Source organism: Salinispora cortesiana (genome assembly GCF_000484695.1).
GTDB lineage: Bacteria > Actinomycetota > Actinomycetes > Mycobacteriales > Micromonosporaceae > Micromonospora > Micromonospora cortesiana.
On record NZ_AXVR01000060.1, the window covers coordinates 1 to 23,382 of the forward strand.

Consider the following 23,382-nt stretch of genomic DNA (forward strand, 5'->3'; position numbering starts at 1 on the left):
GACCTCGTCGAGGTGGGCATCCAGTTCGGCGTCGAGCGCTGATTCCAGGACCGTGCGGGTGATCCCCGCGAGGAGCCCACCCGGACCGACCAACGAGACTCCATCGGCCTTGGCCCGCTCGACCAGCTGCTACGCGAACTCCACCTCCGCCGCCGACGGCTGCGGAAGCTGAACCGTGTTCTTCTTGTCTGCCATAACGTGGTCCTTCCTGGACAGGATCAACGTCCTGTCCAACGGACCACACCCAGGTCAAACACGGAAATCTACGCAGTCCCGGCTGGCCCGGGGTGTCCAGGCGAGGAAGCGGTCGAAGAGGGCTTTCGGGTCTGGGCTGTTGCGCGGGTGGAGTTTGTGTAGGTCGGCTGCGGCCTCGTGGAGCTGGGCGCAGAGGTAGATCCGGAGTGCGACGAGGTCGTTGGCGTATTCGTGGCGCAGGTTGAGTCGGGCGGTGGCGCAGGGCCAGGGTGCGGCGCAGGTGCAGCAGATCCAGAGTGGGCGTAGTGGCAGGTGTGGTCGGCTGGCGGGAGGGGTCACCATTTGCCGCCGTTGGCGCGCCAGGTTTGGGCGGGGGTGAGCCAGCCGACGCGGCCTACCTGGGGGTTGGCGACGGTGGGGGCGTTCCACGCGGGGCGGTTCGGTGGGGGTGCGGCGGTGATTGGTTCGGTTGGCACGGTGGTGTGTCGGTCCGGACAGGCCCGCCAGCGTAGGCCGCAGGAGCAGGCGGGGCGGGAGCCGCGCCAGACCCGGCGGTGTCGGGGCGCGAGCGGGATGGGGCGTTGGTTGCGCGGCCACCGGAATGCGCGGGGGAACCACTTTCGGGTGGATCGAGACATGGCGCTGCCCTCCTCGGATCGACTATTTGCGTCACGGCCCCGGCGGTGGGGTCGCCCGGCCGGGAGAGCGGGCGATTCCACCGCGACGCCGCGTTCGGGAATGGAGGCAGGCGTCGTGCTTCACAGTGTGCTGAGGGCGCGGCTACGGTCGGAAGGGTTTGGCCGTGCTGTGCGAGAGCCTTTGGGTGTGACTGGGTTGGCTGGTGGCGCGGTATTGGAGTCGATCAACCGGTTCGTGGAGGGCGGTTGGAGATGGCGACTGGAGAGATGACCGCTGCGGCGTTCTTGGTGGCGGAGTTACGGCGGGCGCGGATTCGGCGGGGCTGGAGTCAGGAGGAGTTGGCCAAGGCCATCAACTACTCGCCGTCGATGGTCAGTGCGGTCGAGTTGGGCCAGGCGCCGCCGACCAGCAAGTATCTCGAGCAGTTCGACAAGGCGCTGGACACCGGTGGCCTCTTCACCCGCATGCTGGCGAACCTGGTCAGCCTGGATCGTGCCCAACCCTGGCTACGCGGCGGTGGCGAGATTGTTTCGCAGGCGCAGGCGCAGGCGCAGGCGCGGGTGCTGCGGTGGTTCGAACCGCTCTACGTTCCCGGTCTGCTCCAGACCGAGGCGTACGCCCGCGCCGTCTTCGAGGCAGGTGGCCTGCTTGAGGCAGCGGAGGTGGAGGCGCGGCTCAACGAGCGGATGGAAGGCCAGCGCATCCTCTACGACGAGGAGCAGCCGCGCTTGGTGGCGGTGGTAGACGAGGCCGCTCTGCGTCGACAGGTCGGGACCCGTAAGACCATGTATGACCAGACTGCTCACCTCGCCCGGGTGGCGACCGAGCATCCCCGTGTTCGGCTGCACGTCGTGCCACTGTCAGGGCAGGAGTATCCGGGGATGGGCGGGCCGTTCATTCTCGCGACCCTCCGTGAGGAGACGGAGTTGGCGTTCCTCGCGACGCAGGTGGGTGGGCAGGAAGTCGATCAGCCGTCGGATCTCGGGCGGCTGCAACGGGTCTGGGAAGCTAGCCTTGGCGAGGCATTGCCTCCACGGAAGTCAATCGAACTGGTGAGGAAAGTGACGGAGTCATGGACTTGACGGGTGCTACCTGGCGGAAGAGCAGTCGCAGTGCTCAGACCAACGACTGTGTCGAAGTGGCGACGAACCTGCCGGGTGTGGTGGGGCTGCGGGATAGTAAGGACCCGGCGGGGCCGGCGCTGACGATCGACCCAGGTTCCTGGCGGTCCTTCCTGGTCTCGCTGCAACGCTAGTGCCCCTCGTCCAGGATCTGCTGCCGACCGGCGCTGGGCGGATTCAACTTGGTGCTGCCCCTCTTTCTTGAATCGACTGTGCCACCGCGACGCCGCGTTCGGGGCAGGCGTTGTGCTTCACAGTGTGCTGATCGCGCGGCTACGGCCGAAGGGTTCGGCTGCGCTGCGTGAGAGCCTTTGGGCGGGGCTGAGGTTTGCTGGTGGCGCGGTACTGGAGTCGATCAACCGGTTCATGGAGGGCGGTTGGAGATGGCGACACGAGATGACCGGAGAGGTCGCGGAGCCATGGGCCTGATGGGTGCTACCTGGCGTAAGAGCAGCCGGAGTGGTTCCAACGACCAGTGTGTTGAGGTGGCGACGAACCTGCCGGGTGTGGTGGGGCTGCGGGACAGTAAGGACCCGGCGGGTCCGGCGCTGACGATTGACCCGGGTTCCTGGCGGTCCTTCACCGCCGCGCTACGCCGCTAGGGCGAGCGCCCCAGCCTGGTCGTCAGGCCGGGGCGCCCCACGTTTACCTAACGCAGTCGACCACGGGCGTCGCCGTTGTCCTGGTCGGCGATGAAAGCGGTTAGCCACGCCAGCGGCGCGTTCCAGTTGATGGTCAACTCGTTGGTTGACCACGATTCGATGTCGTCGAGGTAGCAGAACTGCGGCGGGCAACCCTGCAGTTTCTGTTGGGCGACCGGGTCCTGGATGCTTGAGTTGGGACCTCCGGACAGGGTGCCCCAGGGTGGGTTGGGCAGGTCGGTGTTGAGTTGGTGGGCGTACCAGCGGCTGTGCTGGTTCTCCGACGCCACTTCGCCGTACCCGGTCACGTAGGACTGGTTGAGAGCGTTGCGCCCGAAGATGTAGTCCATGGTCTCCAGGACGCCGTCGCGGTAGCGGTCGGTGCCGGTGAGGTCGAACGCCACGGCCATCACGATGGCGTTGTTCAGGATCAGGTTGTTGGATCCCCAGTCGTAGGTGTTGTCCGCCGGTGCGTATGGGATGCCGTACGGGTGCGCCTCCAGTGTGGCGAGATACTTGTCGGCGCCGGTGATGACCGACTGCCGGATTCGTTCCCGGTCGGGCAGGCGGTTGGGCAGGGTTGCCAACTGGAGTCGGCCGAGCTGAGCTGTGTTGCCCCAGTCGAAGCCCCGGTCCCGCCAGACGTCCGCGGTGTGCAGCGGGGAGGTGAGCAGGAAGTCCCGGTATTCGCGGTCACCGGTGGTGATGAACAGCTCGGCGGCGGCCCAGTAGAACTCATCGGTGACGTTGTCGTCGTCGTACGCGCCACCGCCGTTGCCGTCGTTCGGGTCGGCGTACATCTCGGGGTTGGACTTCGCCGCCGCCCACGCCGCCTTCGCGGCTTTGAGGTTCTGCAGGGCGAACCGCCAGTCGTAGGGCAGGTAGACCCGTGCGGCCTGGGCGGCGGTGGCCGCCAGGTTGAGCGTCGCCGCGGTGGAGACCGGGTGCAGCTCGCGGCGTTTCGGGTCGAGGTGGGGCAGGAGCGGAAGACCGGTCCAGGAGTCGTCGTGGATCTTGTGGTGGGCCATGCCGGCGTAGGGCTGCCCCGCCGGTACCTGCATCTTGAGCAGGAACTCCTGTTCCCAACGGGCCTCGTCGAGAATGTCCGGCACCCGGTTACCGCTCTCCGGCAGGTCGAGGGTGCCGTCGCGCAGCTTCCAGAATTCGCCGGTGCGGGCCAGGAGGGAGCGCTCGTACTCGCTCATCAGCTGGTGTACGGAGATGCCGCCGTTGACGACGTACTTGCCGTGGTCGCCCGCGTCGTACCAGCCGCCGGCGACGTCCAGTGAGTACTCGCAGCCGCCGGGCTGGCAGGGCACCGACGTGTCTCCCTGGTTGGGGGCGGCGCCGACGTGCCCGGCTGGCCGGCCGTAGCCGGGGCGCAGGTCTTCGCGGATCTCCACCCCGCTGCGTTGGGTGTAGTAGAACTTGAGCGCGTCGAGCCGGAGCTGTTCGTAGAAGTCGGAACCGAGGTCGAACGGCCGGCTGGTTTCCCCGTCGGCGGTGAGGGTGTAGTCGGTGCCCTTCTTCTGGTAGTCGCCGAAGTCGATGCTGTGTACGTGTTGCCCGGACGACTCATCCAGTCCACGAGGTTGGGTGGTGCCGCTGGCGACGACGGTCCCGGCGTCGTTTCGCAGCTGCCAGGGCAGCGCTTCGGTCGCTTCCGTGACGACGGTGGCGTTCTTCGGCCCCCTGGGTAGGTAACCGACCTGGTTCACGCGTACCCGTGGACCGGTGTCCGGCTCGTACACGTCTGGCTCGGCGTCCCCGACGAGGCTGATGTCGTCCAGGCAGATTCGCCACGGCTCGGCGCTGCCGCCGATCTGGAACGCGACCTGGGCATTCGGTAGGTCGACCGGGGAGGTGAAGGTGTAGCGGTAGCTGTCGCCGGAGACGTTCAGCGCCGGGTTGGCGGCGAGGTACTGGGTGTACGGCGCGACCGGGAGCTGGATCAGCGCCTTGCCGACCTTGCCCGGGTCGGCGCTGCCGAAGAACCGGAACTCGAACGTCACGCCAGCTTGGAGGGAGATGTTGTCCTGGCCGATGATGGCGTCCCACGGGTTGATCGTGCCGCCGGGCACATCGGTGCAGAGCCTGCCGTCGCTGGAGTCGAGGGTGAGGTTGGCGGTGGACCACCAGGGCGCGTGGCCGTCGTCGAAGGTGCCGTTGATGATCTGCTCTACGGCGTCGGCCTGCGCGCTGCCGCCGGTGAACCCGCTGACGGCGAGCGCGAGGACGATGCCGGCGGCGAGCGGTGCGGCGCGTCGCCTCCGGTCGGCCGGTGGATTGGGGGCCATGCGGCTCCTCTCGATCCTGGTAGGGGTGCCAGGTGGGGTGTCGGCGGCGTGGGAGCGCTCCACCAACTCAGGTGTGCCGATGAAACCACGCCCGGGCGACGCTGAAAAGAGATGGCGAGAAACTCTGAACTTGCGGCGGGGTCCTTGCCTGACTATGGGGTGACCACGCTGAGATGGGCCGGGGGCAGCCAGAGGAGGGTGTGGTCGCCGGAGCGCAGCGGTGCTGCCGGCCCGGTGGTGAGGCGCAGGGTGACTCCCGCGCTGGTGGCCTGGATGTCGAGGTGGGTGCCCCGGTCGGTGACGGCGGTGATGGTCGCCGGCACCACGTTGTCCTCCTGCTGGTCGCCGACCACGATGGCTTCCGGGCGGATGAGGAGCAGGCCCGCTCCGCGGTGGTCGGTATCGAGGCGGAGGCGGCCGAGGGGGCAGTCGAAGTGACCGGCCGAAGCAGTGCCGGGGATGGCATTGCCGGCACCGCCCAGGAATCGGGCGACAGCCAGGGTCGTGGGCCGGCGAAACAGGTCGGCGGGCGGGGCGTGCTGCGCGACCCGGCCGTCGAGGAGCACGGTGACGGTATCGGCCACGTCGGTGGCCTCGTCGCGGTCGTGGGTGACGAAGAGGGTGGTGCTGCCCTCCCGCCGGTGCAGCTCGGTGAGGAGTGCCCGCATGTCGCCGCGTAGCTGCGGGTCGAGGGCGCTGAACGGCTCGTCGAGCAGCAGGACCCCGGGGCGGGCGGCCAGGGCGCGGGCGAGGGCGACGCGTTGCTGTTGGCCGCCGGAGAGTTCGCCGCTGCGCCGCTCGTCGTAGCCCGGGAGCGCGACGGCGTCGAGCAGCTCGGCGACCCGCCGCCGGATGACAGCGCGGTCGGTGCCGCGCATGCGCAGGCCGAAGGCGACGTTCTCGGCCACGGTGAGGTGCGGGAAGAGCAGGGGGCGTTGGAAGACGACGCCCAGGTCGCGCCGGTGCGGGGGCTGGCGCAGGACACTGTGGCCGGCGAGCCGGACGTCGCCGCCGGTGGGGGTGCTGAGCCCGGCGACGATCGACAGGAGGGTGGACTTGCCGCTGCCGGAGGGCCCGAGGACGGCGGTACGGCTGCCCGCCGGCACCTCCAGCGTGACCCGGCACAGCGTCGGTGTGGTGGCACCCGGGTAGGTGTGGTCCAGGTCGGCGATGGTGATGTCGGTGGTCATCGGCCGACTCCGAGCAGGGCGGTGTCGCGGCCGGCGAGTTGCCGGGCGGCGAGGGCGGTCAGCAGCAGGGGCGGGGCCACCGCGACCAGCGCGATGGCCGCGGTGGCGGCCTGGTTGCCGCTGCCGGCGGCGGTGGCGAAGAGTAGCAGCGGCACGGTGGTGACGACGCCGCCACCGATGAGCAGGGTCAACAGATAGTCGCTCCAGGAGATGAGGAAGGCGAACATGGCGGCGACGACCAGGCCGCCGCGCAGCTGGGGGAGGCTGACCTCGCGGAACGCCCGCCACGCCCCGGCGCCGAGGGTGCGGGCCTGCCGTTCCAGGGCGGGGTCGACGCCGGCCCACACCCCGGACATCAGCAGCGTGGCGTACGCGGTGGCGGCGGGTAGCTGGGCCAGGACCACACCGGTGAGTGAGTCGGCGAGCCCGGCGCGTAGGTAGACGATCTGCGCGCCCATGGCGACGGCGAACGGGGGCACCAGCACCGGGGCGAGCAGAACCAGCTCGATCAGCCGTCTTCCCGGCAGCCGATGCCAGGCCAACGCGCGCCCGGCGGCGGCTCCGAGGGCGGCTCCGAGGGCGGCGACAGTGGCGCCGATGCCGACGGAGGTGGCGACGGCCTCGGCGAGACGGGACTGTGGGCCGAGGGCCTGCTCCCAGCCGGCCAGCGACCAGCGGGCCGGCCACAGGTCGGGGTAGAACCACTGGTCGGTGAAGGCCTGCACGGCCAGCGGCAGCAGCGGCCCCGCCACCCAGAGGCCGGTGAGGATCAGCACCGCGGGGCGGGCCAACGCCGCGCCGAGCGGCCGCCGGGACCGCCCCGCCTCCTTTACCGGCTGCGCTCCCTGCACCGGCCCCGCTCCCTGCGCTGGCCCCGCTTCCTGCACCGGCCGGGATCCCGTCGCCGGCCGCGCTTCCGTCATCGCCGCGCTCCCGTCACCCGGCCGACGGCCCGGCGGCTGGCCCCGGTGTACGCGAGCGCCGCCGCGACGGCGATGACCGCGATCAGCAGGGCGATGGCGACGCCCTCGGCCCGGCCGGAGAGTTCGGCGGCGGTGAACCGCTGGTAGGCCAGGACCGGTAGCGGCTGCGGGTACGCGCGGCCGAGCAGTGCGGGCACCTCGTACGCGCCGAGGGTGAAGGCGAAGATCAGCACCGCCACGGCCAGGATCGACGGGGCGAGCAGGGGCAGGGTCACGTGCCGCAGCACCTGCCGGGGGCGGGCGCCGAGGGTGGCGGCGACCCGTTCGTGCTCGGCTACCGGCCCGCCGAGCGCGGCGAAGACGACGATCAGCACGAACGGCGCCTCCTTCCACACGTACTCGGCGATCACGGCGACCGCGTGCGGGTCGGCGACCAGGGCGGGCAGCGCGACGCCGACGGTACGGGCGGCGCGGGCCAGCAGGCCGGAGTCGGCCAGCAGCAGCCCGATCGCGACCGCGCCGATCAGGTGCGGCACCGGTAGCCCGAGCTGGGCCAGGAAGGTGGCCGTTCGCCGGCCCGCGGCGGTGCGGCGCAGGGCCAGGGCGGCGGCGACACCGATGGCGACGGCGAGCCCGGTGGCGGCGGTGGAGATCCAGAGGCTCAGCAGCAGCCCGTCGGTGAACGCCGGACCGTCGGTGACCCGCTGGTAGGCGGCCAGGCCGACTGGCGTGTCGGTGAACCCGGCCAGGCCGAGGCTCTGCGCGAACCCGTAGCCGAGGCCGCCGCCGAAGAGCAGCACCACGGTGGCCAACGCCGGCAGGATCAGCAGGAACCCGGTACGGCGGTGGTTCACTGCTGCAGCACCTCGCGCCGCCAGCCCTCCTCCAACGGCGGCAGCCACTCCGCCCGTAGCTCCGGTTGGCTGTTGCGCGACAGCTGGTCATAGCTTGGCACCTGGGCCGAGGCGGGCAGGGCGGCGAAGCGGTCCCGCCACTCGACGTCGAGCTTGTCGAGGTCCACGGCCGGATACTGGCCCCACCCGTCGGGGCGGGCCTTCTCAAACTGCAACTCGGGGGAGAGCAACAGGTCGGCCAGGGCGAGGGCGGCGGAGCGGTTGGCGGCATTGGCCGGTACGGCGAGGTAGTTGGTGTTGCCGATGGTGCCCTCGTCCAGCAGTAGGGTACGGGTGGTGGCCGGGAACTGTCCCCGTTCGACCAGGCTGGTCACCTGCGCGGGCCCGTACGTCATGGTGAAGTCGACCTGCCCGTTGGCGTACAGGTCGTTGAGCTCCTTCTCGTTGGCCGGGTACGTCGCACCCGCGCGCCACAGGGCGGGCCGCAGCTCGCGCAGGGTCTGCCACAGCGGCGGGGTGAGCCGGTCGTAGGCGGCCTGGTCGAAGTCGTCCGGGATCTGGTCAACCCCGCCGGCCTGGGCGTAGAGGGCGTGCCGGACGAAGACCGAGCCGGTGAAGTCCGGCGGGGCGGGGTAGGTGAACCGGCCCGGGTTGGCGCGGATCCAGTCCAGCAACCCGGCGAGGCTGGTCGGCGGGTCGCTGACCCGGGCGGAGTCATAGCTGAACGCGAACTGGGCGCGGCTCCACGGCACCTCGCACCCCTCGACCGGGGTGCCGAAGTCGTTGGCGACCGTCGGCTCGGACCAGTCGACGTAGCGCATGTTCGGCAACAGCTCGACCAGCCCGCACTGCCACAGCCCGGCCTGCTTGCCGGTGCGGAAGTTCTCCCCGTTGATCCACACCAGATCCACCGATCCGCCCGAGCCGCGGCCGGCCTGCTTCTCGCCGAGGACCTTGTTGACCGCCAGGGCGGTGTCGGTGATCGGTACCCGGTTGATCCGGATGTCGAGCCGTTCGCGGGCGGCCGGGGCGACGACCTCGTCGACATAGCGGTTGGCGCCGTCGTCGCCGCCGTACATGAAGAGGTTGACCGTCTGCCCGCGGGCCTCCCGCAGCACCTGGGCGAAGTCGCGGGGGGCGGGGTCGACGTCGCCGGTGCCGGCGGTGCAGCCGGCGGCGAGCAGGCCGGCGGCGGTCAGCGTCGCCACCGCGCGCCATCGTCGGTTCATCGGGTGGGCCTCCCGGCAGGCTCGGACAGGGTACGGACAGCGTGCACGACGCGTTGCCCGGCGGTGATGGCGACCACGGCGGCCCACCCCCAGGCGAGCTCTCCGGCGAAGCCGGGCAGCAGGCAGAAGAGGGCGTGTACGGCGATGGTCTCGGTGCCCTCGGCCAGCCCGCCGAGGAAGTGCAGCGACCGCTCGTCACCGCGTTCCCGGCCCACCCGTTCGGCGATCGACGAGTACGCCAGCAGCGTCGCCCCGTTGACGTAGTAGGTCACCAGCAGGACCAGGAACGGGGTGGCGGGCCCGGCTACGCCGACGGCGACCCCGGCGACGAACGCCCCGTACACGGTGAAGTCCGCGACGATGTCGAGGAACCCGCCCAACGGGGAGGCGGTGCCGCGGCGGCGGGCGAGGGGGCCGTCGAGGCCGTCGGCGAGCCGGGACACCAGCCACGCCACCAGCGCCGTCCACCACCAGCCGGCCGCCGCGGCGCCGCTCGCGGCCAGGCCCAGGGTCAGACCGGCGGCGGTCAACCGGCCGGGCGTCACCCACGGTCGGTCCACGGCGGTGGCGAGCCGGTCCAGGGTCTTGGCCAGGACCGGCCGCAGACGTGCGTCGATCATCAGGTGGCGCCCTCGGCGGTCGACACGGCGCGGGAGTCCCGGCGGCGGACCCGGCGGGCCGCCGCCGCACCGGCCAGGGTCAGCGCGGCCAGTCCGGCCACGGCGGCGAGAAACTGCGGCGAGGTGGGGTCGGTCAGCGAGCCACCGACCGCGGTGTAGGCGACAATTCCCGGCGTCATGCCGATCGCCGAGCCGAGGGCGTAGTCGCGCAGCCGGACGGCGGTCACCCCGGAGCCGTAGTTGAGCAGCGCGAACGGGACCAGCGGCACGAGCCGCAGCCCGATCACCGCGATCAGCCCACGTCGTGCCAGGAACTGGTCCAGGCGGTGCAGCCGGCCGCCGACGAGCCGTTCCACGGCCGGGCGGCCCAGCAGCCGGCCGAGCAGGAACGACGCCACCGCCCCCAGGGTCGCCCCCACCAGCACCACCACCGATCCGCCGACCACTCCGAAGAGCGCCCCGGCGGCGGCGGTGAGCAGCACCCCGGGGAACAGCAGCACGGTGCCCAGGGCGTACCCGACTATGTAGAGCAGCGGCGCCCACGGCCCGGTGGCGGCGACGCGGTCCCGCAGCGTCTCCACATCCGGGGTGCCCTGGGTGGCCAGCAGCGTCGCCGCGCCGGCCAGCAGGACCACCAGGAAGGCCAGCCTCGGCCACGGTGAGCCGACGATCCGGACGAGCCGGGACGCCGCCGCCGGCCGGGCTGAGTGGTCGGTCATCGGTTCCCACCCCGGATCGGGTGCAGGGCGCGGCGCAGGGTGCGGAGCGCGGTCATCGCCCGGGCCGGCAGCGGCGCGGTCAGGTCGGCGCGGAGCTGGGCGAGACTGGCGTTCCACGGCCCGTCCGCGTACGTCGGGTAGGGGTGCACGGTGCTGGCCACGTCGCGTACCTTCGCGCCGCGCCGGATCGCGGCGGCGAGCTCGGCGATCGTCTCACCGGCCCGGGGCGAGACGACGGTGGCGCCGAGGAGCCGGCCGCCCGGCCCGCTCACCAGCTGGGTGAATCCATCGGTACGACCGTCGGTGATCGCCCGGTCGACGTGGTCGTGGGCGAGCCGCTCCGCGCGTGCTCGGCTGCCGTGCCGCTGGCGGGCCTGGGTGAGGGTCGCCCCGACGCGCGCCACCTCCGGGTCGGTGAAGGTCACCCACGGTACGGCGGCGTAGTCGATGCGGCGACGCAGCCCGAGCAGCGCGTTGGTGGCGGCGTATCCGCCCTGCACCCCGGCGACGTGGGTGAACGGGAGGGTGCCGGTGACGTCACCGGCAGCGAAGATCCGCCGATTGCTGGTCCGCATCAGGTCGTCGATCACGACGTGCCCCTGCTCGGCGCAGCGCACTCCGGCGGCGGCCAGGCCCAGGTCGGTGCTGCGTGGTCGGCGTCCGGTGGCGACCAGGATTCGGTCGACCTCGACCCTCGCGCCGCCGCTGAGGTGGAGCGTGCCGCCGGCGACGCGGTCGACGTCGGTCCCGGTCATCACGGTCACGCCCTCGGCGCGGAGCCGTTCGGCGATCAGCGCGCCGGCCTCCGGCTCCTCCTTGCCCAGCAGCCGGTCGGCCAGCTCGACGAGGGTGACCTCGACGCCGAGCCGGGCGAGGGCCTGGCCCAGCTCGCAGCCGATCGGGCCGCCGCCGAGGATCGCCAGCCGCCGGGGCAGCTCGGTGAGGTCCCAGAGCGTGTCGGTGGTCAGCGGGTCAGCCTCGGCCAGGCCGGGCACGGCGGGCAGGGCGGGCGCGGCGCCAGTGGCGATCAGCGCCCAGCGGAACCGGGCAGGTCGGGTGCCCGCGTCGTCGGTGATCTGCAGTGTTCCCGGGCCGGTGAACTCCGCCCGGCCGGCCACCACCGTCGCCCCCGTGGCGCTGATCGCGGCGGGGGAGTCCACCGGCTCGATGCGGGTGATCGAGGACCGTACGTGGGCGAGCACGGCGGCGTCGTCGACCTTCGGCGGGCCGGTCTGCACCCCATACCGGTCGGCGGTGCGGACGGCCTGCGCGGCGTGCGCGGCGGCGATCAACGACTTGCTGGGCACGCAGCCGGTCCAGAGGCAGTCACCCCCGGTGCGGGCGGATTCGACCAGCAGCACCCGGGCACCGAACCGGCCGGCGGTCTTGGCTGCCACGAGCCCCGCGGTGCCGCCACCGAGGACCGCCAGATCCCACTCTTCCACCCCACCCAGCCTTCCTCGCTGTGCCGCCCGTGCGGCCGTGCCTGTCCAGGATGCCCGGTCCGGGCCCGAGCCGCCGAACCCTGTAATGCAACGGTCAGAACTGGGCTGTGGCGGGCTGGCCCGGTGGCCGGCTCAGGAGCGGCTGGCGGTCTTGCGCGCGCGGTATGCGGTGACGGCGGCCCGGTTGCCACAGCCGGCGTCGCAGAAACGGCGGGATCGGTTTCGCGACAGGTCGACCAGGACGTTGCCGCACTCGGGGTGGTCGCAGCTGCGTAGTCGACCCAGTTCGCCACTGCGGACGAGGTCGGCCATCGCCATGGCGGCCTCCACCGCCATCCGGGTCGCCAGCGGCGCGTCCCGGGGCACCGCGTGCAGGTGGTACGGCTCATCGTCGTGCGTGATGAGCTGGGGCAGGGCGGAGTTCTCCCGGAGCAGTCCGTTGATGATGGACACGATCTCGTCGGTGTCGGCGTGCCAGATCCGGCGCAGCCGGGGGCGCAGCTCGCGTACCGACCGCAGTTCGCCGTCGGTGTGCTCGTGTCGTCCGCTGTATGCGTGCGCGACGAAGAAGGCGTTCAGCGCGGCCGTGTCGGGCAGGCTGTCGCCGGTGCTGCCGTCGGTGTTCACCAGCGCCGCGGCGGCGATCAGCCCGCACTCGGTGTCATGGGCAAAAAGCAATTTGACTCCTATCCTGGTAGCGCTATCGTCATCGACGTAAGCTCATTTTGCCCATTACATGGTGTCGTTGCCAAGGAGAACCCATGCGCCAACCCCCGCTCGGCAGCGCCGGCCTCCTGCTGGCGGTGCTCTCGGCACTGACCTTCGCGACCTCCGGGACGTTCGCCCGATCGTTGATCGACGCCGGCTGGTCCGCCGAGGCGGCGGTGGTCATCCGGGTCGGCCTCGCCGCCCTGGTGCTACTGGCGCCAGCGGTGCTGGCGCTGCGCGGTCGCTGGTCGCTGCTCCGGCGCAACGCCGCCTCGATCACCGCATTCGGGCTGCTCGGTGTCGCCCTCGCCCAGGTGTGCTTCTTCAACGCGGTGCGCTACCTGCCGGTCGGCGTCGCGCTGATGTTGGAGTACCTGGCCGTCGTGGTGGTGGTCGGCTGGATGTGGCTGGCCCACGGGCAACGCCCCCGCCGGCTCACCGTCGCCGGGTCGATCGTCGCCCTGGCCGGGCTCGGCCTCGTGCTCGACCTCGCCGGGGCCGGGCGGCTGGACCCGGTGGGCGTGCTCTGGGGGCTCGGCGCGGCCGTCGGGCTGGCCGGCTACTTCGTGCTCGCCGGCCGGATGGACGCGAACCTCCCGTCGGTGGTGCTGGCCTCCGGTGGGATGGCGGTCGGCGCCGGCGTGCTGCTTCTCCTCGGGCTGGTCGGGGTGTTGCCGCTGCGGACGTACACCGGCACGGTCGACTTCGCCGGGCAGCGCACCAGCTGGCTGGTGCCGGTGGCGGGGCTGGTGTTGGTCGCGGCCGTGCTCGCGTACCTCACCGGGGTCGCCTCGACCCGTCTCCTCGGGGCCCGGCTGGCCTCCTTCGTCGGGCTGACCGAGGTGATGTTCGCGGTGCTCATCGCCTGGCTGGTGCTGACCGAACTGCCCACCGCGGTACAGCTCGTCGGTGGGGCCCTGATCGTCGCCGGGGTGGCCCTGGTCCGCCTCGACGAGCCACGCGAGACCCCAACGGTGGAGCCGGGCCAGAAACCGGCGCTCGCCACCCGCGGTTGACCCTGGCAAGCTCGACGCCATGCTGAGGACGGTGGTGTTCGACGCGGACGAAACCCTGCTCGACCTACGCCCGGCGATGACCGGCGGGCTGCTGGCCGTCCTCGACGAGATGCGTCGGTTGACTCCGGCAGCGGTCGCGGTATCCCTCGCGGACCTGGAGACCGACTGGGCCGTGGCCTTCGCCGCGAACCCTGCTATACCGATGCCGGAGCTGCGCCGGGTGGCGCTTTCCCGGTCGGTGTCCCGGGTCGGGCTCGACGCACACCTGGACGACCTGTTGGCTCGCTATTTCGCCCAGCGGTTCGCGCTGACCCGCCCCTTCCCGGATGTGCTGCCGGCGCTCGCAGAGTTGGCGGAGACGTGGGTGGTGGGCTACGCCACCAACGGCAACAGCCGCGCGGAGCGGTGCGGGCTCGCCGGGAGGTTCGCCTTCGAGGTGTACGCACACGACAACGGGCTACCGAAGAAGCCGGCACCGGAGTTCTACGCGGCGGTGGTCCAGGCGGCCGGAGTCCCGGCCGGGCAGGTGGTGTACGTCGGTGACTCGATCGCCCACGACGTGGTCGGGGCGCAGGCCGCCGGGCTGCGTGGAGTCTGGCTCAACCGCGATGGTCGAACCTGCCCGTCGGGGGTGCGACCAGACGCGGAACTGTCCACCTTGACGGATCTTCCGGCCGTCTTGGCTGCTCTTGCGGACGAAGAAGATCTTCGGGGCGCAATCGGAACAGCCCCTGGTGCAAACGTCGATGGTGTTGTTCGATGACTGCCACGTCCCGCAACGAGAGGATCCGATGTGAGCAGACGCTTCACCGCTGGCACCGTCGCCGCCGTGACGGGCCTGGCGTTGACGATCACGGGGCTGAGTGTCCCCGCTGGTGCCGCTCCGAGCAGCAGCGAAACCTTCACTGTGGTCGCGGAGGACGGCGTCAGCGCCGAGGCGGCCCTGGCGGAGATTAAGGCAGCCGGGGGCGCCGTCGTAACCCGGATCGACGATGTCGGCGTGTTCCAGGTGACCAGCGACAAGGTGGACTTCACCGACCGGATTGCCGAGGCAGACACCCTGATCGGTGCCGTCGAGCAGAAGGCCATCGGCCGTAAGCCCAAGCTGGACCCGGTCGAGCAGGAGGCGCTGCTGACCACCATCAACGGCAAGGGCTCCGGCAAGGGCTCGGGCAAGGGGTCCGACGGCAAGGGCAAGAAGATGGACCCGCTGGACGACAAGCTGTGGGGCCTGGACATGATCCGCGCCGACAAGGCCCGCAAGAAGGAGCCCGGCGACCGGCGCGTCACCGTCGGCGTGCTGGACACCGGCCTCGACGCCAGCCACCCCGACATCGCACCGAACTTCAACTGGGCGTTGTCCCGCAACTTCGCGCCGGACATGCCCGAGGTCGACGGCGAGTGCGAGGTGGCGAGCTGCCTCGACCCGATCGGCACCGATGATGGCGGCCACGGCACTCACGTGGGGGGCACCATCGGCGCCGCCGCCAACGGCTTCGGCCTCTCTGGTGTCGCACCGAACGTCTCACTGGTGGAGCTCAAGGGCGGCCAGGACTCCGGCTACTTCTTCCTGGAGCCGGTGGTGCAGTCGTTGCTGCACGCCGGCCGGGCCGGTCTCGACGTGGTGAACATGTCCTTCTACGTCGACCCGTGGCTCTACAACTGCACCGCCAACCCGGCCGACTCGCCCGAACACCAGGCCGAGCAGCGGGCCATCATCAAGGCGATGAAGCGGGCGCTGAACTTCGCCCACGAGCAGGGCGTCACCCTGGTTGGCTCCCTCGGCAACAACCACGAGGACCTGGGCGACCCCCGGATCGACACGTCCAGCCCGGACTTCGGTGACACCCCGCCGTACCCGCGTGAGATCGACAACGACAGCTGCTGGGACCTGCCGGTCGAAGGGCCGCACGTGATCGGCGTCTCCGCGGTCGGTCCGTCCGGGAAGAAGGCCGCCTACTCCAACTACGGCACCGAGCAGATCAGCATCGCTGCGCCCGGCGGCTGGTTCCGCGACGGTTTCGGCACGGACACCTTCAGCACCTTCCCCAACCTGATCCTCTCCACCTACCCGGAGAAGGTGCTCAAGGAAGACGGCCTGGTGGACGCGGACGGCAACATCGATCCGAGCGTCGAAGGGCTCATCTTCAAGGAGTGCAAGAGCAACGGTGAGTGCGGCTACTACCGCTACCTCCAGGGCACCTCGATGGCGTCGCCGCACGCCTCGGGCGTGGCCGCGCTGATCGTCAGCAAGCACGGGAAGAAGCAGGGCCGAGGCGGCTACGGCCTGGCCCCGGAGCTGGTCGAGCAGCACCTCTACCGCACCGCCACCAAGAAGGAGTGCCCGAACCCGCGGCTGCAGCAGTACCGCGACGAGGGCCGCGACGAGACCTACGACGCGTACTGCGCCGGTGGACGCAACTTCAACGGCTTCTACGGGTACGGCGTCATCGACGCGTACACGGCGGTAGCCACCCCGCTCAAGTCGCACGGCCGGCCGTAGGGCTGACCGAGCACCGGCCCGGCCGACCCGACAGGGTCGGCCGGGCCTTGCGGTTCAGTGCAGCGCGTCGGCCCCAACTGTCAGCACGGCACGTCGGCTCCAACGCAGCGTGCCGGCCCCAACTGTCAGCGCGGCACGTCGGCTTCAGCGCAGCGCGTCGGCGACGGTGACGGCGGCCGCGTGGACCTGGCCGCCGATCGTCTCGGTGTCCAACGGCGTCAGGGAGACCACACCGACGCTCGCCTCCAGACCTGGTACGCCCAGCACGGGCGCGGCCACCCCGTGCGCCCCGGACTGCAACTCCCCAGCCGTGTCCACCGGGTCGGCCGCGCCGGCTCGGCCGGCGAGAATCGCCCGCCCGGCCGCCCCACGCTCCAGCGGATGCCGCGCCCCGGTCCGGTACGCCACGTGCAGGGCGGTCCAACTCGGCTCGACCACCGCCAGCGCGACGCCCTCACCGCCCTCGACCACGGTCAGGTGCGCGGTCGCGCCGGTCTGCTCGGCGAGCTGGCGCAGCGCCGGCAGCGCCCCCTCGGCCAGCAGCGGCTGGGCCCGCCGGGCCAGATTCAGCACCCCCACGCCGAGGCGGAGCCGGCCGTCGGCATCCCGGCGCAGCAGGCCGTGCGCGCTCAACGGCGCGACCAGCCGGTACACGGCGGCGCGCCCGATCCGCAGCTGTCCCGCCAGCTCGGTGACGGTCAACCCGCCGGGTGCGTCGGCGACCAGGTGCAGCAGGCGCAACCCCCGGTCCAGCGTCTGTGCGCTCTCGCCGCCCCGCGGGGACGGCGGGGCACTACGTCGGGGGGTCGTGTCCACGCCAGCAGCGTACGACCCGGCTCCCGGCGGCCCGAGGAAGCGGGGACGGATACCCTGGTCCGGTGACCCTACGCCTGTATGACACCGCCACCCGTTCGGTGCGGGACTTCGTCCCGCGGGAAGCCGGCAAGGTGGGGATCTACCTGTGTGGTCTCACCCTCCAGGCACCGCCACACATCGGTCATCTTCGCTCCGGCGTCAACTACGACGTGCTCCGCCGATGGTTACTGGCGCGCGGGCTCGAGGTCCGCTTCATTCGCAATCTTACCGATATCGACGACAAGATCCTGGTCAAGACGGTGGAGCAGGACCGACCGTACTGGTCGATCGCCTACGCCAACGAGCTGAAGCTGACCGCCGCGTACCGGGCATTGAACGTGCTGCCCCCGACCTACGAACCGCGGGCCACCGGGCACATCCCGGAGATGCTGCAGCTGATCGCGCAACTGATCGACGCCGGCCACGCTTACCCGGCTTCCGACGGCTCCGGCGATGTCTACTTCGACGTGCACTCCTGGCCCGCGTACGGTGCGCTGTCCAACCAGTCCCCGAACGACATGCAGCCCGCCGGCGACGCCCCCGCACGGTGCAAACGTGACTCGCGCGACTTCGCCCTCTGGAAGGGTGCCAAGCCCGATGAGCCCGCCGACGCGTACTGGCCGTCGCCGTGGGGCCGGGGCCGACCCGGCTGGCACATCGAGTGCTCGGCGATGTGCTGGCGCTACCTCGGCAGCGAGTTCGACATCCATGGCGGCGGGCTGGACCTGACCTTCCCGCACCACGAGAACGAACTCGCCCAGTCGCAGGCGGCCGGCCTGCCGTTTGCCCGCTACTGGGTGCATCACGGCCTGCTCAACATCGCCGGCACGAAGATGGGCAAGTCCTGCGGCAACGCCCTCGACCTGAGGTACGTGGACTCGCTCGGGGTGCGTCCGGTGGAGCTGCGCTACTACTACGCCGCCGCCCACTACCGGTCGATGATCGACTACTCGGAGGACGCGCTGCGGGAGGCGGCCGTCGCGTACCGGCGGATCGAGGGCTTCGTGCAGCGGTCCGCCGAGCGGGTCGGCGCCGGCCAACCCGCTGTGGTGCCCGCGGCGTTCGCCGCCGCCATGGACGACGACCTGAACACCTCAGCGGCGCTCGCCGTGCTGCACGAGACAGTTCGGGACGGCAACACCGCGCTGACCGGCGGCGACGATGTGACCGTCCGCACCACGCTCGGCCAGGTGCGGGCGATGCTGGATATCCTCGGGGTCGATCCACTCGACCCGGCGTGGAGTGCCGGCGGCGGCACGGACGACCTGTGCGCCGTGGTCGACTCGCTGGTGCAGTTGGCCCTGGAACAGCGGGCGCAGGCACGCAGCCGCAAGGACTGGTCCGCCGCCGACGCGATCCGCGACCAGCTCAAGCAGGCCGGAGTGGTGGTCGAGGACACCCCGCAGGGCCCCCGTTGGACTATTGGAGAGCAGGACTGATGGCCGGCAACTCGCAGCGCCGTAGCCGACGGCTGACATCGAAGGCGGGTGCCCCGAAGGGCTCCGGCGGCAAGGGGCGGGACGCCCTCGCCGGGCGGGGCCGTACCCTGCCCGCCGACGAGCGGCCGTGGCACAAGGGGTACTCGGGCACCGAGAAGCTGCCCCAGCGCACCGCCTGGAAGCAGGAGAAAGAGCGTCGGAGCGCGGCCGAGGAGGGGCGCGCCCCGAAGATCGGTAAACCCGGCACGAAGGACACCACCTGGGGTAAGGGTGGCGGCCGGGGCGTCCCCACCAACAAGGGAGGCCGGGGCGGCCCCGCCAAGAGCGGTCGAGGTCGGCCAGAGGGCCGCAGCGGTGGCCCGCGGGTTGCCCCCGGTCGTCGGACGAACCCGGCGAAGGACGCTCCCGAGCTGTTGGTCGGCCGCAACCCCGTGCTCGAGTCACTGCGCGCGAACGTTCCGGCCACCGCCCTCTACGTGGCGCAGGGACTCAATACCGATGACCGGATCAGCGAGATCGTCCGGACCGCGGCGGACCGGGGCCTCGCGATGCTGGAGGTCAGCCGCGTCGAGCTGGACCGTATGACCGGCGGCGTGTTGCACCAGGGCGTCGGCCTCCAGGTGCCGCCGTTCCGATACGAGCCGTTCGAGGACCTGACGGCGGCGGCGCTGGAACAGCCCGCCCCGCTGCTGGTGGCGCTGGACGGGGTCACCGACCCACGAAACCTGGGCGCGGTGATCCGGTCGGCCGCCGCGTTCGGCGCGCAGGGGGTCTTCGTCCCCGAACGGCGGGCCGCCGGGATCACCGCGACCGCCTGGCGGACCAGCGCCGGTGCCGCCGCTCGGGTTCCGGTCGCCCAGGTCACCAACCTGACCCGGGCACTGAAGGCGTGCAAGGACGCCGGCTTCGTTGTGGTCGGCCTGGACGCCGACGGGGAGACCGACCTGTACCACCTGGAAGCCGCTGTTGGCCCGCTCGTCGTGGTGGTGGGCTCCGAAGGGCGCGGCCTGTCCCGGCTGGTCGGCCAGACCTGTGACCTGACCGTCCAGATCCCGATGGTCTCCGACGTCGAGTCGCTGAACGCCAGCGTTGCGGCGGCCGTGACACTCGCCGAGGTGGCTCGCCGCCGGGCCGCCGAGGCCTGAACTCCGCACCCGAAGGGGGCGGTCCGCTGATGCGGACCGCCCCCTTTCGTAGCTCAGGATTCGTAGGTCAGGACGAGATCCGGATGCCGGTCTTCGAGTTGAAGATGTGGCTGCGTCCGGGCTGCGGCCGGACGAACACGGTGCCGCCCATGGTCGGCATGGTGCGCCGGTCGGTGCGGACCACGAACCGCTCGTTCGTGCCCTCCAGCGCGGCGTGGCCGTAGATGTTCGCGTCCGACCCGAGGTCCTCGACCAGCTCAACGGTGACCGGCAGGCCGCCCTCGGTCGGGCTGACCAGCTCGCAGTCCTCCGGACGGAAGCCCACCACAACCTTGTCGCCGGCCCCCTCGGCACGGGCCGCCTCGACCTGCTCGCGGGTCAGCGGGATGTGCATCTCGGCGAACTCGGCGCCCTTGTCGGTCAGCGGCACGGTCTTGATGTTCATCGCCGGCGAGCCCATGAAGCCAGCGACGAAGACGTTGGCCGGGGTGTCGTAGAGCGCCCGCGGCGTGTCGACCTGCTGGAGCTCGCCGTCGAGCAGGACCGCCACCCGGTGCCCCATCGTCATGGCCTCGACCTGGTCGTGGGTGACGTAGACGGTGGTCACGCCGAGCTTGGACTGCAGGGACGCGATCTGGGTACGGGTCTGCACCCGCAGCTTGGCGTCGAGGTTCGACAGGGGCTCGTCCATCAGGAAGACCTGCGGCTCGCGGACGATCGCCCGCCCCATCGCCACCCGCTGGCGCTGGCCGCCGGAGAGCGCCTTCGGCTTGCGGCCGAGGTACTCCTCCAGCTGGAGCAGCGTCGCCGCCTCCTTGACCCGCCGGTCGATCTCCGCCTTCGGGGTCTTGCGCAGCTTGAGGGCGAACGCCATGTTCTCGTACACCGACATGTGCGGGTAGAGGGCATAGTTCTGGAAGACCATCGCGATGTCGCGGGCCTTCGGCGGCAGGTGGGTGACGTCCCGGTCGTCGATGGAGATCGAACCCTCGTCAACGTCCTCGAGGCCGGCGAGCATGCGCAGGCTGGTGGACTTACCGCAACCGGAGGGGCCGACCAGGACCAGGAATTCGCCGTCGCCGATCTCCAGGTCAAGCTGGTTGACAGCGGGCCGCTCGGTGCCCGGGTAGATCCGGGACGCCTTGGCGTAGGTAACCGTGGCCATGGGGTGCTTCCTTTCACCGGCAGGAACGTGCCGGACGATCCGAGTGAAAGAGCGGACCGGCCCGCAGCTGCGACCCGGCCCACGGGCGACGGGCGTCGACCGCGTCCCTGAACCGTAGATCGGTTTCCTCCGCGTGCCAAGAACGGGAGTAACTGGTGGGACCGAGGCCATACGCATAACGGTCAACCGGGCAGTGGCAGGCATGAAACGACGGCGACCGGGGCGTGCTGCCGACGCAAGTCGTGCTGACCGGGCCTGCCGCGCGGGAAAACTGGACGTCGGTCGCTATGCTGGCGTCGGCAACACGCCCCTGTAGCTCAGCTGGACAGAGCACTCGCCTTGTAAGCGAGATGTCGCCGGTTCGATCCCGGCCGGGGGCTCCAACACGGCTCCAACTGCACAAACGTCGGTAAGTCTCCCGAGGAGGCGAACCGAACTATGCTTAGAGGCCACTCGCTTATCGACTTTGTGAGGATGCCGGGTGCCCGGCATCCCGGGGGATGGTGATCTGTATGCCTCTCCAGTACCCCAAGACACCTCGCCCTGACCCTGGCCACTACCGCGCCTGGCTCAACTCATGAGCGCTCGCCATGCTGTCCGATGGCCTAAGTAAGCGCACCGTCGACACGTATGTAGACGCCGCTGTGCTGTTCTCCGGGCGGCTACTCGCAACCCAACCGAGGGTTCGTGACTGGGAGCAGGTCGGCCGGGACCACCTTCGGGAGTTCTTTGCCTGGCTTCGCGCGGGGTCCGAATCGGGTCGACCCTGTCCGCACCGCCTTCAGCCCGGCACCACGCCCAGTTGCAAGGGCTATGGCAAGGGGTATGTCAACAACGTTGGCCGGTGCCTTCAGTAAAACCTTGCCCGGTACGCCCAGGAAGAAGACCGCCCAACGCGTTCGACAAGGTGGCCGTACCCGCCGCGTCGAAGTCGGATGAGAACCCACCCCAGGTACTCACCGTTGGACACGGCGGCGCCACGCCTGACCGCGATGCGCTGGAGCCGCGCCCAGCCCACCCCGCCGGTACACTGGCCCGGCCCGTTGAGCTGCCCTGATCCCCGATAGGAGCGCCCGTGCAGGTAACCCAGGCCCTGGACGTGATGACTGCCATCCTCCGGGCAGCCGAGCACCCCGACATCGTCGAGGTCACCCGCTACGGCGCCGACACCCAGCCAGGCGGACAGTCGCCCCCGGGGATCAAGGTCAAACACCAGTCCGGGACAGCCGCCATGCTGTGGGCCGGCGTGCCGCCGCGTGACGCCACGCCGGTACCGCTGCCCACCGGGCCGCTGCCACCGCGGCAGCGCGCCGCTCGAATCCTCGTGCTCGCCCAGCAACTCCTCGATGTCGCCCGGCCCGAGGTGTTCACCTCATGGGAGCTGTGCCAACAGCCCGGCGTGGAGGTGCCGGTCGCCGCCGCGATCCGCATCACTGCCAGCGACCGTTCGGTGATCTACCTCCGAGCTACCGCGGCATCCGGGGGCACGTCCGAGCCCGAGACCGACCCGTATCCGGACTACCGGATCCCCCAGGGAGTCCAGTCATGGCATCGTCTCAATGCTCCGCATGCGGAGCCCGCGTCAGTGTGAGCCCCGGCAAGAGTTGCCCGCCCCACCAGGCGATGGGTGATCGCGCCCGTTGCCCGGGCTCCGGACAGCCCACCATGTGACAGCAGACGGCCCCGCTCTCCCAGGTCGGGAGGGCGGGGCCGCGCTCATCGCGGTCTCGAGGAAGCCGCGGAGGAGAAAGACCTCGGCCACGTTGACCGGGCTACCCAGAAACCACTCGCTTATCGACTTTGTGCACACGAGCTACCCGCAGAGCAAGCGTGACCGAACGGTGCAAGGACGGTTTCTGCTTGTAAGCGAGATGTCGCCGGTTCTATCCCGGCCGGGGGCTCCACCTTCACCAGGCACTACCCGACGGGATGCCGTCGTGAATCGCCAGTCTGACAGCAACGAGGTCAAGACAATCGCCCGTCGAACTCGCCGAGAGCCCTGAGGCGGTGAAGGAGAACGCCTCGTCCGGCGAATTCGCGATCGTGATCTGCACGCCGACGACTTCTGACCTGTCACAGGCAACGATGCCCCGCCCGGCCGTGAGGCCAATGGCGGGGCGTCGTCGTTTCTAGGTGGCTCGGTGTGGTGGGCGTCGGCGTGCGACGTAGCTGAGGATGGCGCCGGCCAGGATGGAGAGGGCGGCAGCGCCGGTGGTGGTGGTGAGGTTGGGGCCGGTGATGGGTAGGTCGGGTTCGTCGGGTGGTGGGGTGATGGTGATGGTGGTGGGTGGGGATTGGCTGTTGGGGCAGGTGTTGGTGCTGGTGTAGTGGGCGGTGAGGGTGTGGGTGCCGGGTGGGAGTGTGGTGGTGTGGGTGGCGGTGCCGTTGGTGGTCAGGGGTGTGGTGGTGAGGGCGGTGGTGTTGGTGTTGAAGGTGATGGTTCCGGTGGGGGTGTCGATGTTGCAGGTGACGGTGGCGGTGAGGGTGATGTCCTGATCCGCTGCCGGGTTGGTGGGGGTGACCTGCAGGGTGGTGGTGGAGGTTGGTGGTGCGGTCAGGGCCAGACTGTGGAAATCGCCCGCGGCGATGGCCGTGATGGTGGTTGCTGGCGGCAGGTTGACGTCGACGGGTGTGCTGCGGTTGGTGGTGGTTCCGTCGCCCAACTGGCCGTCGTCGTT

22 protein-coding genes, 1 tRNA gene and 1 pseudogene are annotated in these 23,382 nt (G+C 70.7%); 10 read left to right on the forward strand and 14 right to left on the reverse strand.

Going from position 1 to position 23,382, the window contains the following annotated elements; genetic code table 11:
• Positions 1-249: 249 nt before the first annotated feature.
• Positions 250-537 carry a hypothetical protein gene (locus K228_RS0120390; protein ID WP_025620099.1) on the reverse strand — a complete coding sequence of 96 codons (288 nt, stop codon included), beginning with the start codon at positions 535-537 and terminating at the stop codon, positions 250-252.
• Positions 538-1,085: 548 nt separating this feature from the next.
• Here K228_RS0120390 and K228_RS0120395 point away from each other — a divergent pair.
• From K228_RS0120395 to K228_RS0120405, 3 genes are all read left to right on the forward strand, one after another.
• The gene (locus tag K228_RS0120395; protein ID WP_025620100.1) at positions 1,086-1,916 is read left to right on the forward strand and encodes a helix-turn-helix domain-containing protein; all 831 of its coding nucleotides are present in this window, start codon (positions 1,086-1,088) and stop codon (positions 1,914-1,916) included.
• Positions 1,907-2,089, forward strand: a complete 183-nt coding sequence (locus K228_RS0120400) for a DUF397 domain-containing protein (protein WP_018810334.1) — start codon at positions 1,907-1,909, stop codon at positions 2,087-2,089. Before K228_RS0120395 ends, K228_RS0120400 begins: the two co-directional genes overlap by 10 nt.
• 285 nt (positions 2,090-2,374) lie before the next feature.
• Positions 2,375-2,557 (forward strand): DUF397 domain-containing protein, encoded by a 183-nt coding sequence (locus tag K228_RS0120405; RefSeq protein ID WP_025620101.1) that lies wholly within the window; start codon positions 2,375-2,377, stop codon positions 2,555-2,557.
• 47 nt (positions 2,558-2,604) lie between these two features.
• Here K228_RS0120405 and K228_RS0120410 read toward each other — a convergent pair whose 3' ends face one another.
• From K228_RS0120410 to K228_RS0120450, 9 genes are all read right to left on the reverse strand, one after another.
• Positions 2,605-4,956 carry a glycoside hydrolase family 9 protein gene (locus K228_RS0120410; protein WP_025620102.1) on the reverse strand — a complete coding sequence of 784 codons (2,352 nt, stop codon included), beginning with the start codon at positions 4,954-4,956 and terminating at the stop codon, positions 2,605-2,607.
• An 89-nt stretch (positions 4,957-5,045) separates the two neighbouring features.
• A complete protein-coding gene (locus tag K228_RS0120415) occupies positions 5,046-6,083 on the reverse strand; it encodes an ABC transporter ATP-binding protein (protein ID WP_025620103.1) in 1,038 nt (345 codons plus the stop codon).
• Positions 6,080-6,859 (reverse strand): ABC transporter permease, encoded by a 780-nt coding sequence (locus tag K228_RS0120420; protein WP_033777181.1) that lies wholly within the window; start codon positions 6,857-6,859, stop codon positions 6,080-6,082. The genes K228_RS0120415 and K228_RS0120420 overlap by 4 nt, the downstream gene beginning before the upstream one ends.
• Before the next feature lie 143 nt (positions 6,860-7,002).
• Positions 7,003-7,860, reverse strand: coding sequence for an ABC transporter permease (locus K228_RS0120425; protein WP_025620105.1), 858 nt, complete (start codon positions 7,858-7,860; stop codon positions 7,003-7,005).
• Complete coding sequence (locus K228_RS0120430; protein WP_025620106.1) at positions 7,857-9,068, reverse strand: ABC transporter substrate-binding protein; 1,212 nt, start codon at positions 9,066-9,068, stop codon at positions 7,857-7,859. Before K228_RS0120430 ends, K228_RS0120425 begins: the two co-directional genes overlap by 4 nt.
• A 17-nt stretch (positions 9,069-9,085) precedes the next feature.
• Positions 9,086-9,709, reverse strand: a complete 624-nt coding sequence (locus K228_RS0120435) for a CDP-alcohol phosphatidyltransferase family protein (protein WP_025620107.1) — start codon at positions 9,707-9,709, stop codon at positions 9,086-9,088.
• The gene (locus K228_RS0120440; RefSeq protein ID WP_025620108.1) at positions 9,709-10,428 is read right to left on the reverse strand and encodes a TVP38/TMEM64 family protein; all 720 of its coding nucleotides are present in this window, start codon (positions 10,426-10,428) and stop codon (positions 9,709-9,711) included. Before K228_RS0120440 ends, K228_RS0120435 begins: the two co-directional genes overlap by 1 nt.
• Positions 10,425-11,873 carry a dihydrolipoyl dehydrogenase family protein gene (locus K228_RS0120445; RefSeq protein WP_025620109.1) on the reverse strand — a complete coding sequence of 483 codons (1,449 nt, stop codon included), beginning with the start codon at positions 11,871-11,873 and terminating at the stop codon, positions 10,425-10,427. The genes K228_RS0120440 and K228_RS0120445 overlap by 4 nt, the downstream gene beginning before the upstream one ends.
• Positions 11,874-12,005: 132 nt before the next feature.
• Positions 12,006-12,551: a CGNR zinc finger domain-containing protein gene (locus K228_RS0120450; protein ID WP_025620110.1), complete on the reverse strand. Its 546-nt coding sequence runs from the start codon at positions 12,549-12,551 to the stop codon at positions 12,006-12,008.
• Between the two features lie 83 nt (positions 12,552-12,634).
• Here K228_RS0120450 and K228_RS0120455 point away from each other — a divergent pair, with 83 nt between their 5' ends.
• The 3 genes and pseudogenes from K228_RS0120455 to K228_RS0120465 all read left to right on the forward strand — a co-directional run bounded on the left by K228_RS0120455 (position 12,635) and on the right by K228_RS0120465 (position 16,100).
• Positions 12,635-13,597 (forward strand): EamA family transporter, encoded by a 963-nt coding sequence (locus K228_RS0120455; RefSeq protein WP_025620111.1) that lies wholly within the window; start codon positions 12,635-12,637, stop codon positions 13,595-13,597.
• Positions 13,598-13,616: 19 nt separating this feature from the next.
• A pseudogene (locus K228_RS0120460) lies at positions 13,617-14,394 on the forward strand (HAD family hydrolase).
• Positions 14,391-16,100 carry a S8 family serine peptidase gene (locus tag K228_RS0120465; RefSeq protein ID WP_025620113.1) on the forward strand — a complete coding sequence of 570 codons (1,710 nt, stop codon included), beginning with the start codon at positions 14,391-14,393 and terminating at the stop codon, positions 16,098-16,100. The pseudogene K228_RS0120460 and the gene K228_RS0120465 overlap by 4 nt, the downstream one beginning before the upstream one ends.
• Before the next feature lie 144 nt (positions 16,101-16,244).
• Here the strand turns inward: K228_RS0120465 and K228_RS0120470 are convergent, their stop codons facing one another.
• A complete protein-coding gene (locus tag K228_RS0120470) occupies positions 16,245-16,916 on the reverse strand; it encodes an IclR family transcriptional regulator (protein WP_025620114.1) in 672 nt (223 codons plus the stop codon).
• Positions 16,917-16,978: 62 nt separating this feature from the next.
• Here K228_RS0120470 and cysS point away from each other — a divergent pair, with 62 nt between their 5' ends.
• Together cysS and rlmB are read left to right on the forward strand one after the other, a co-directional pair.
• Positions 16,979-18,394: a cysteine--tRNA ligase gene (cysS, locus tag K228_RS0120475; protein WP_025620115.1), complete on the forward strand. Its 1,416-nt coding sequence runs from the start codon at positions 16,979-16,981 to the stop codon at positions 18,392-18,394.
• Entirely contained in the window at positions 18,394-19,539 is a 1,146-nt protein-coding gene (rlmB, locus tag K228_RS0120480; RefSeq protein ID WP_025620116.1) for a 23S rRNA (guanosine(2251)-2'-O)-methyltransferase RlmB, read from the forward strand. Before cysS ends, rlmB begins: the two co-directional genes overlap by 1 nt.
• Before the next feature lie 67 nt (positions 19,540-19,606).
• Here the strand turns inward: rlmB and K228_RS0120485 are convergent, their stop codons facing one another.
• On the reverse strand, positions 19,607-20,704 hold the full coding sequence (locus K228_RS0120485; protein ID WP_025620117.1) for an ABC transporter ATP-binding protein: 1,098 nt from the start codon (positions 20,702-20,704) through the stop codon (positions 19,607-19,609).
• A gap of 306 nt (positions 20,705-21,010) precedes the next feature.
• Here K228_RS0120485 and K228_RS0120490 point away from each other — a divergent pair.
• Both K228_RS0120490 and K228_RS0120495 read left to right on the forward strand, forming a co-directional pair.
• Positions 21,011-21,087 (forward strand) — tRNA-Thr (locus tag K228_RS0120490).
• 692 nt (positions 21,088-21,779) lie between these two features.
• On the forward strand, positions 21,780-22,295 hold the full coding sequence (locus K228_RS0120495) for a hypothetical protein (RefSeq protein ID WP_025620118.1): 516 nt from the start codon (positions 21,780-21,782) through the stop codon (positions 22,293-22,295).
• A 316-nt stretch (positions 22,296-22,611) separates the two neighbouring features.
• Here K228_RS0120495 and K228_RS28460 read toward each other — a convergent pair whose 3' ends face one another.
• Together K228_RS28460 and K228_RS0120500 are read right to left on the reverse strand one after the other, a co-directional pair.
• Positions 22,612-22,758 carry a hypothetical protein gene (locus K228_RS28460; protein ID WP_155251602.1) on the reverse strand — a complete coding sequence of 49 codons (147 nt, stop codon included), beginning with the start codon at positions 22,756-22,758 and terminating at the stop codon, positions 22,612-22,614.
• Positions 22,759-22,833: 75 nt separating this feature from the next.
• A partial coding sequence (locus tag K228_RS0120500) for an RCC1-like domain-containing protein (RefSeq protein ID WP_025620119.1) occupies positions 22,834-23,382 on the reverse strand: 549 nt, incomplete at its 5' end.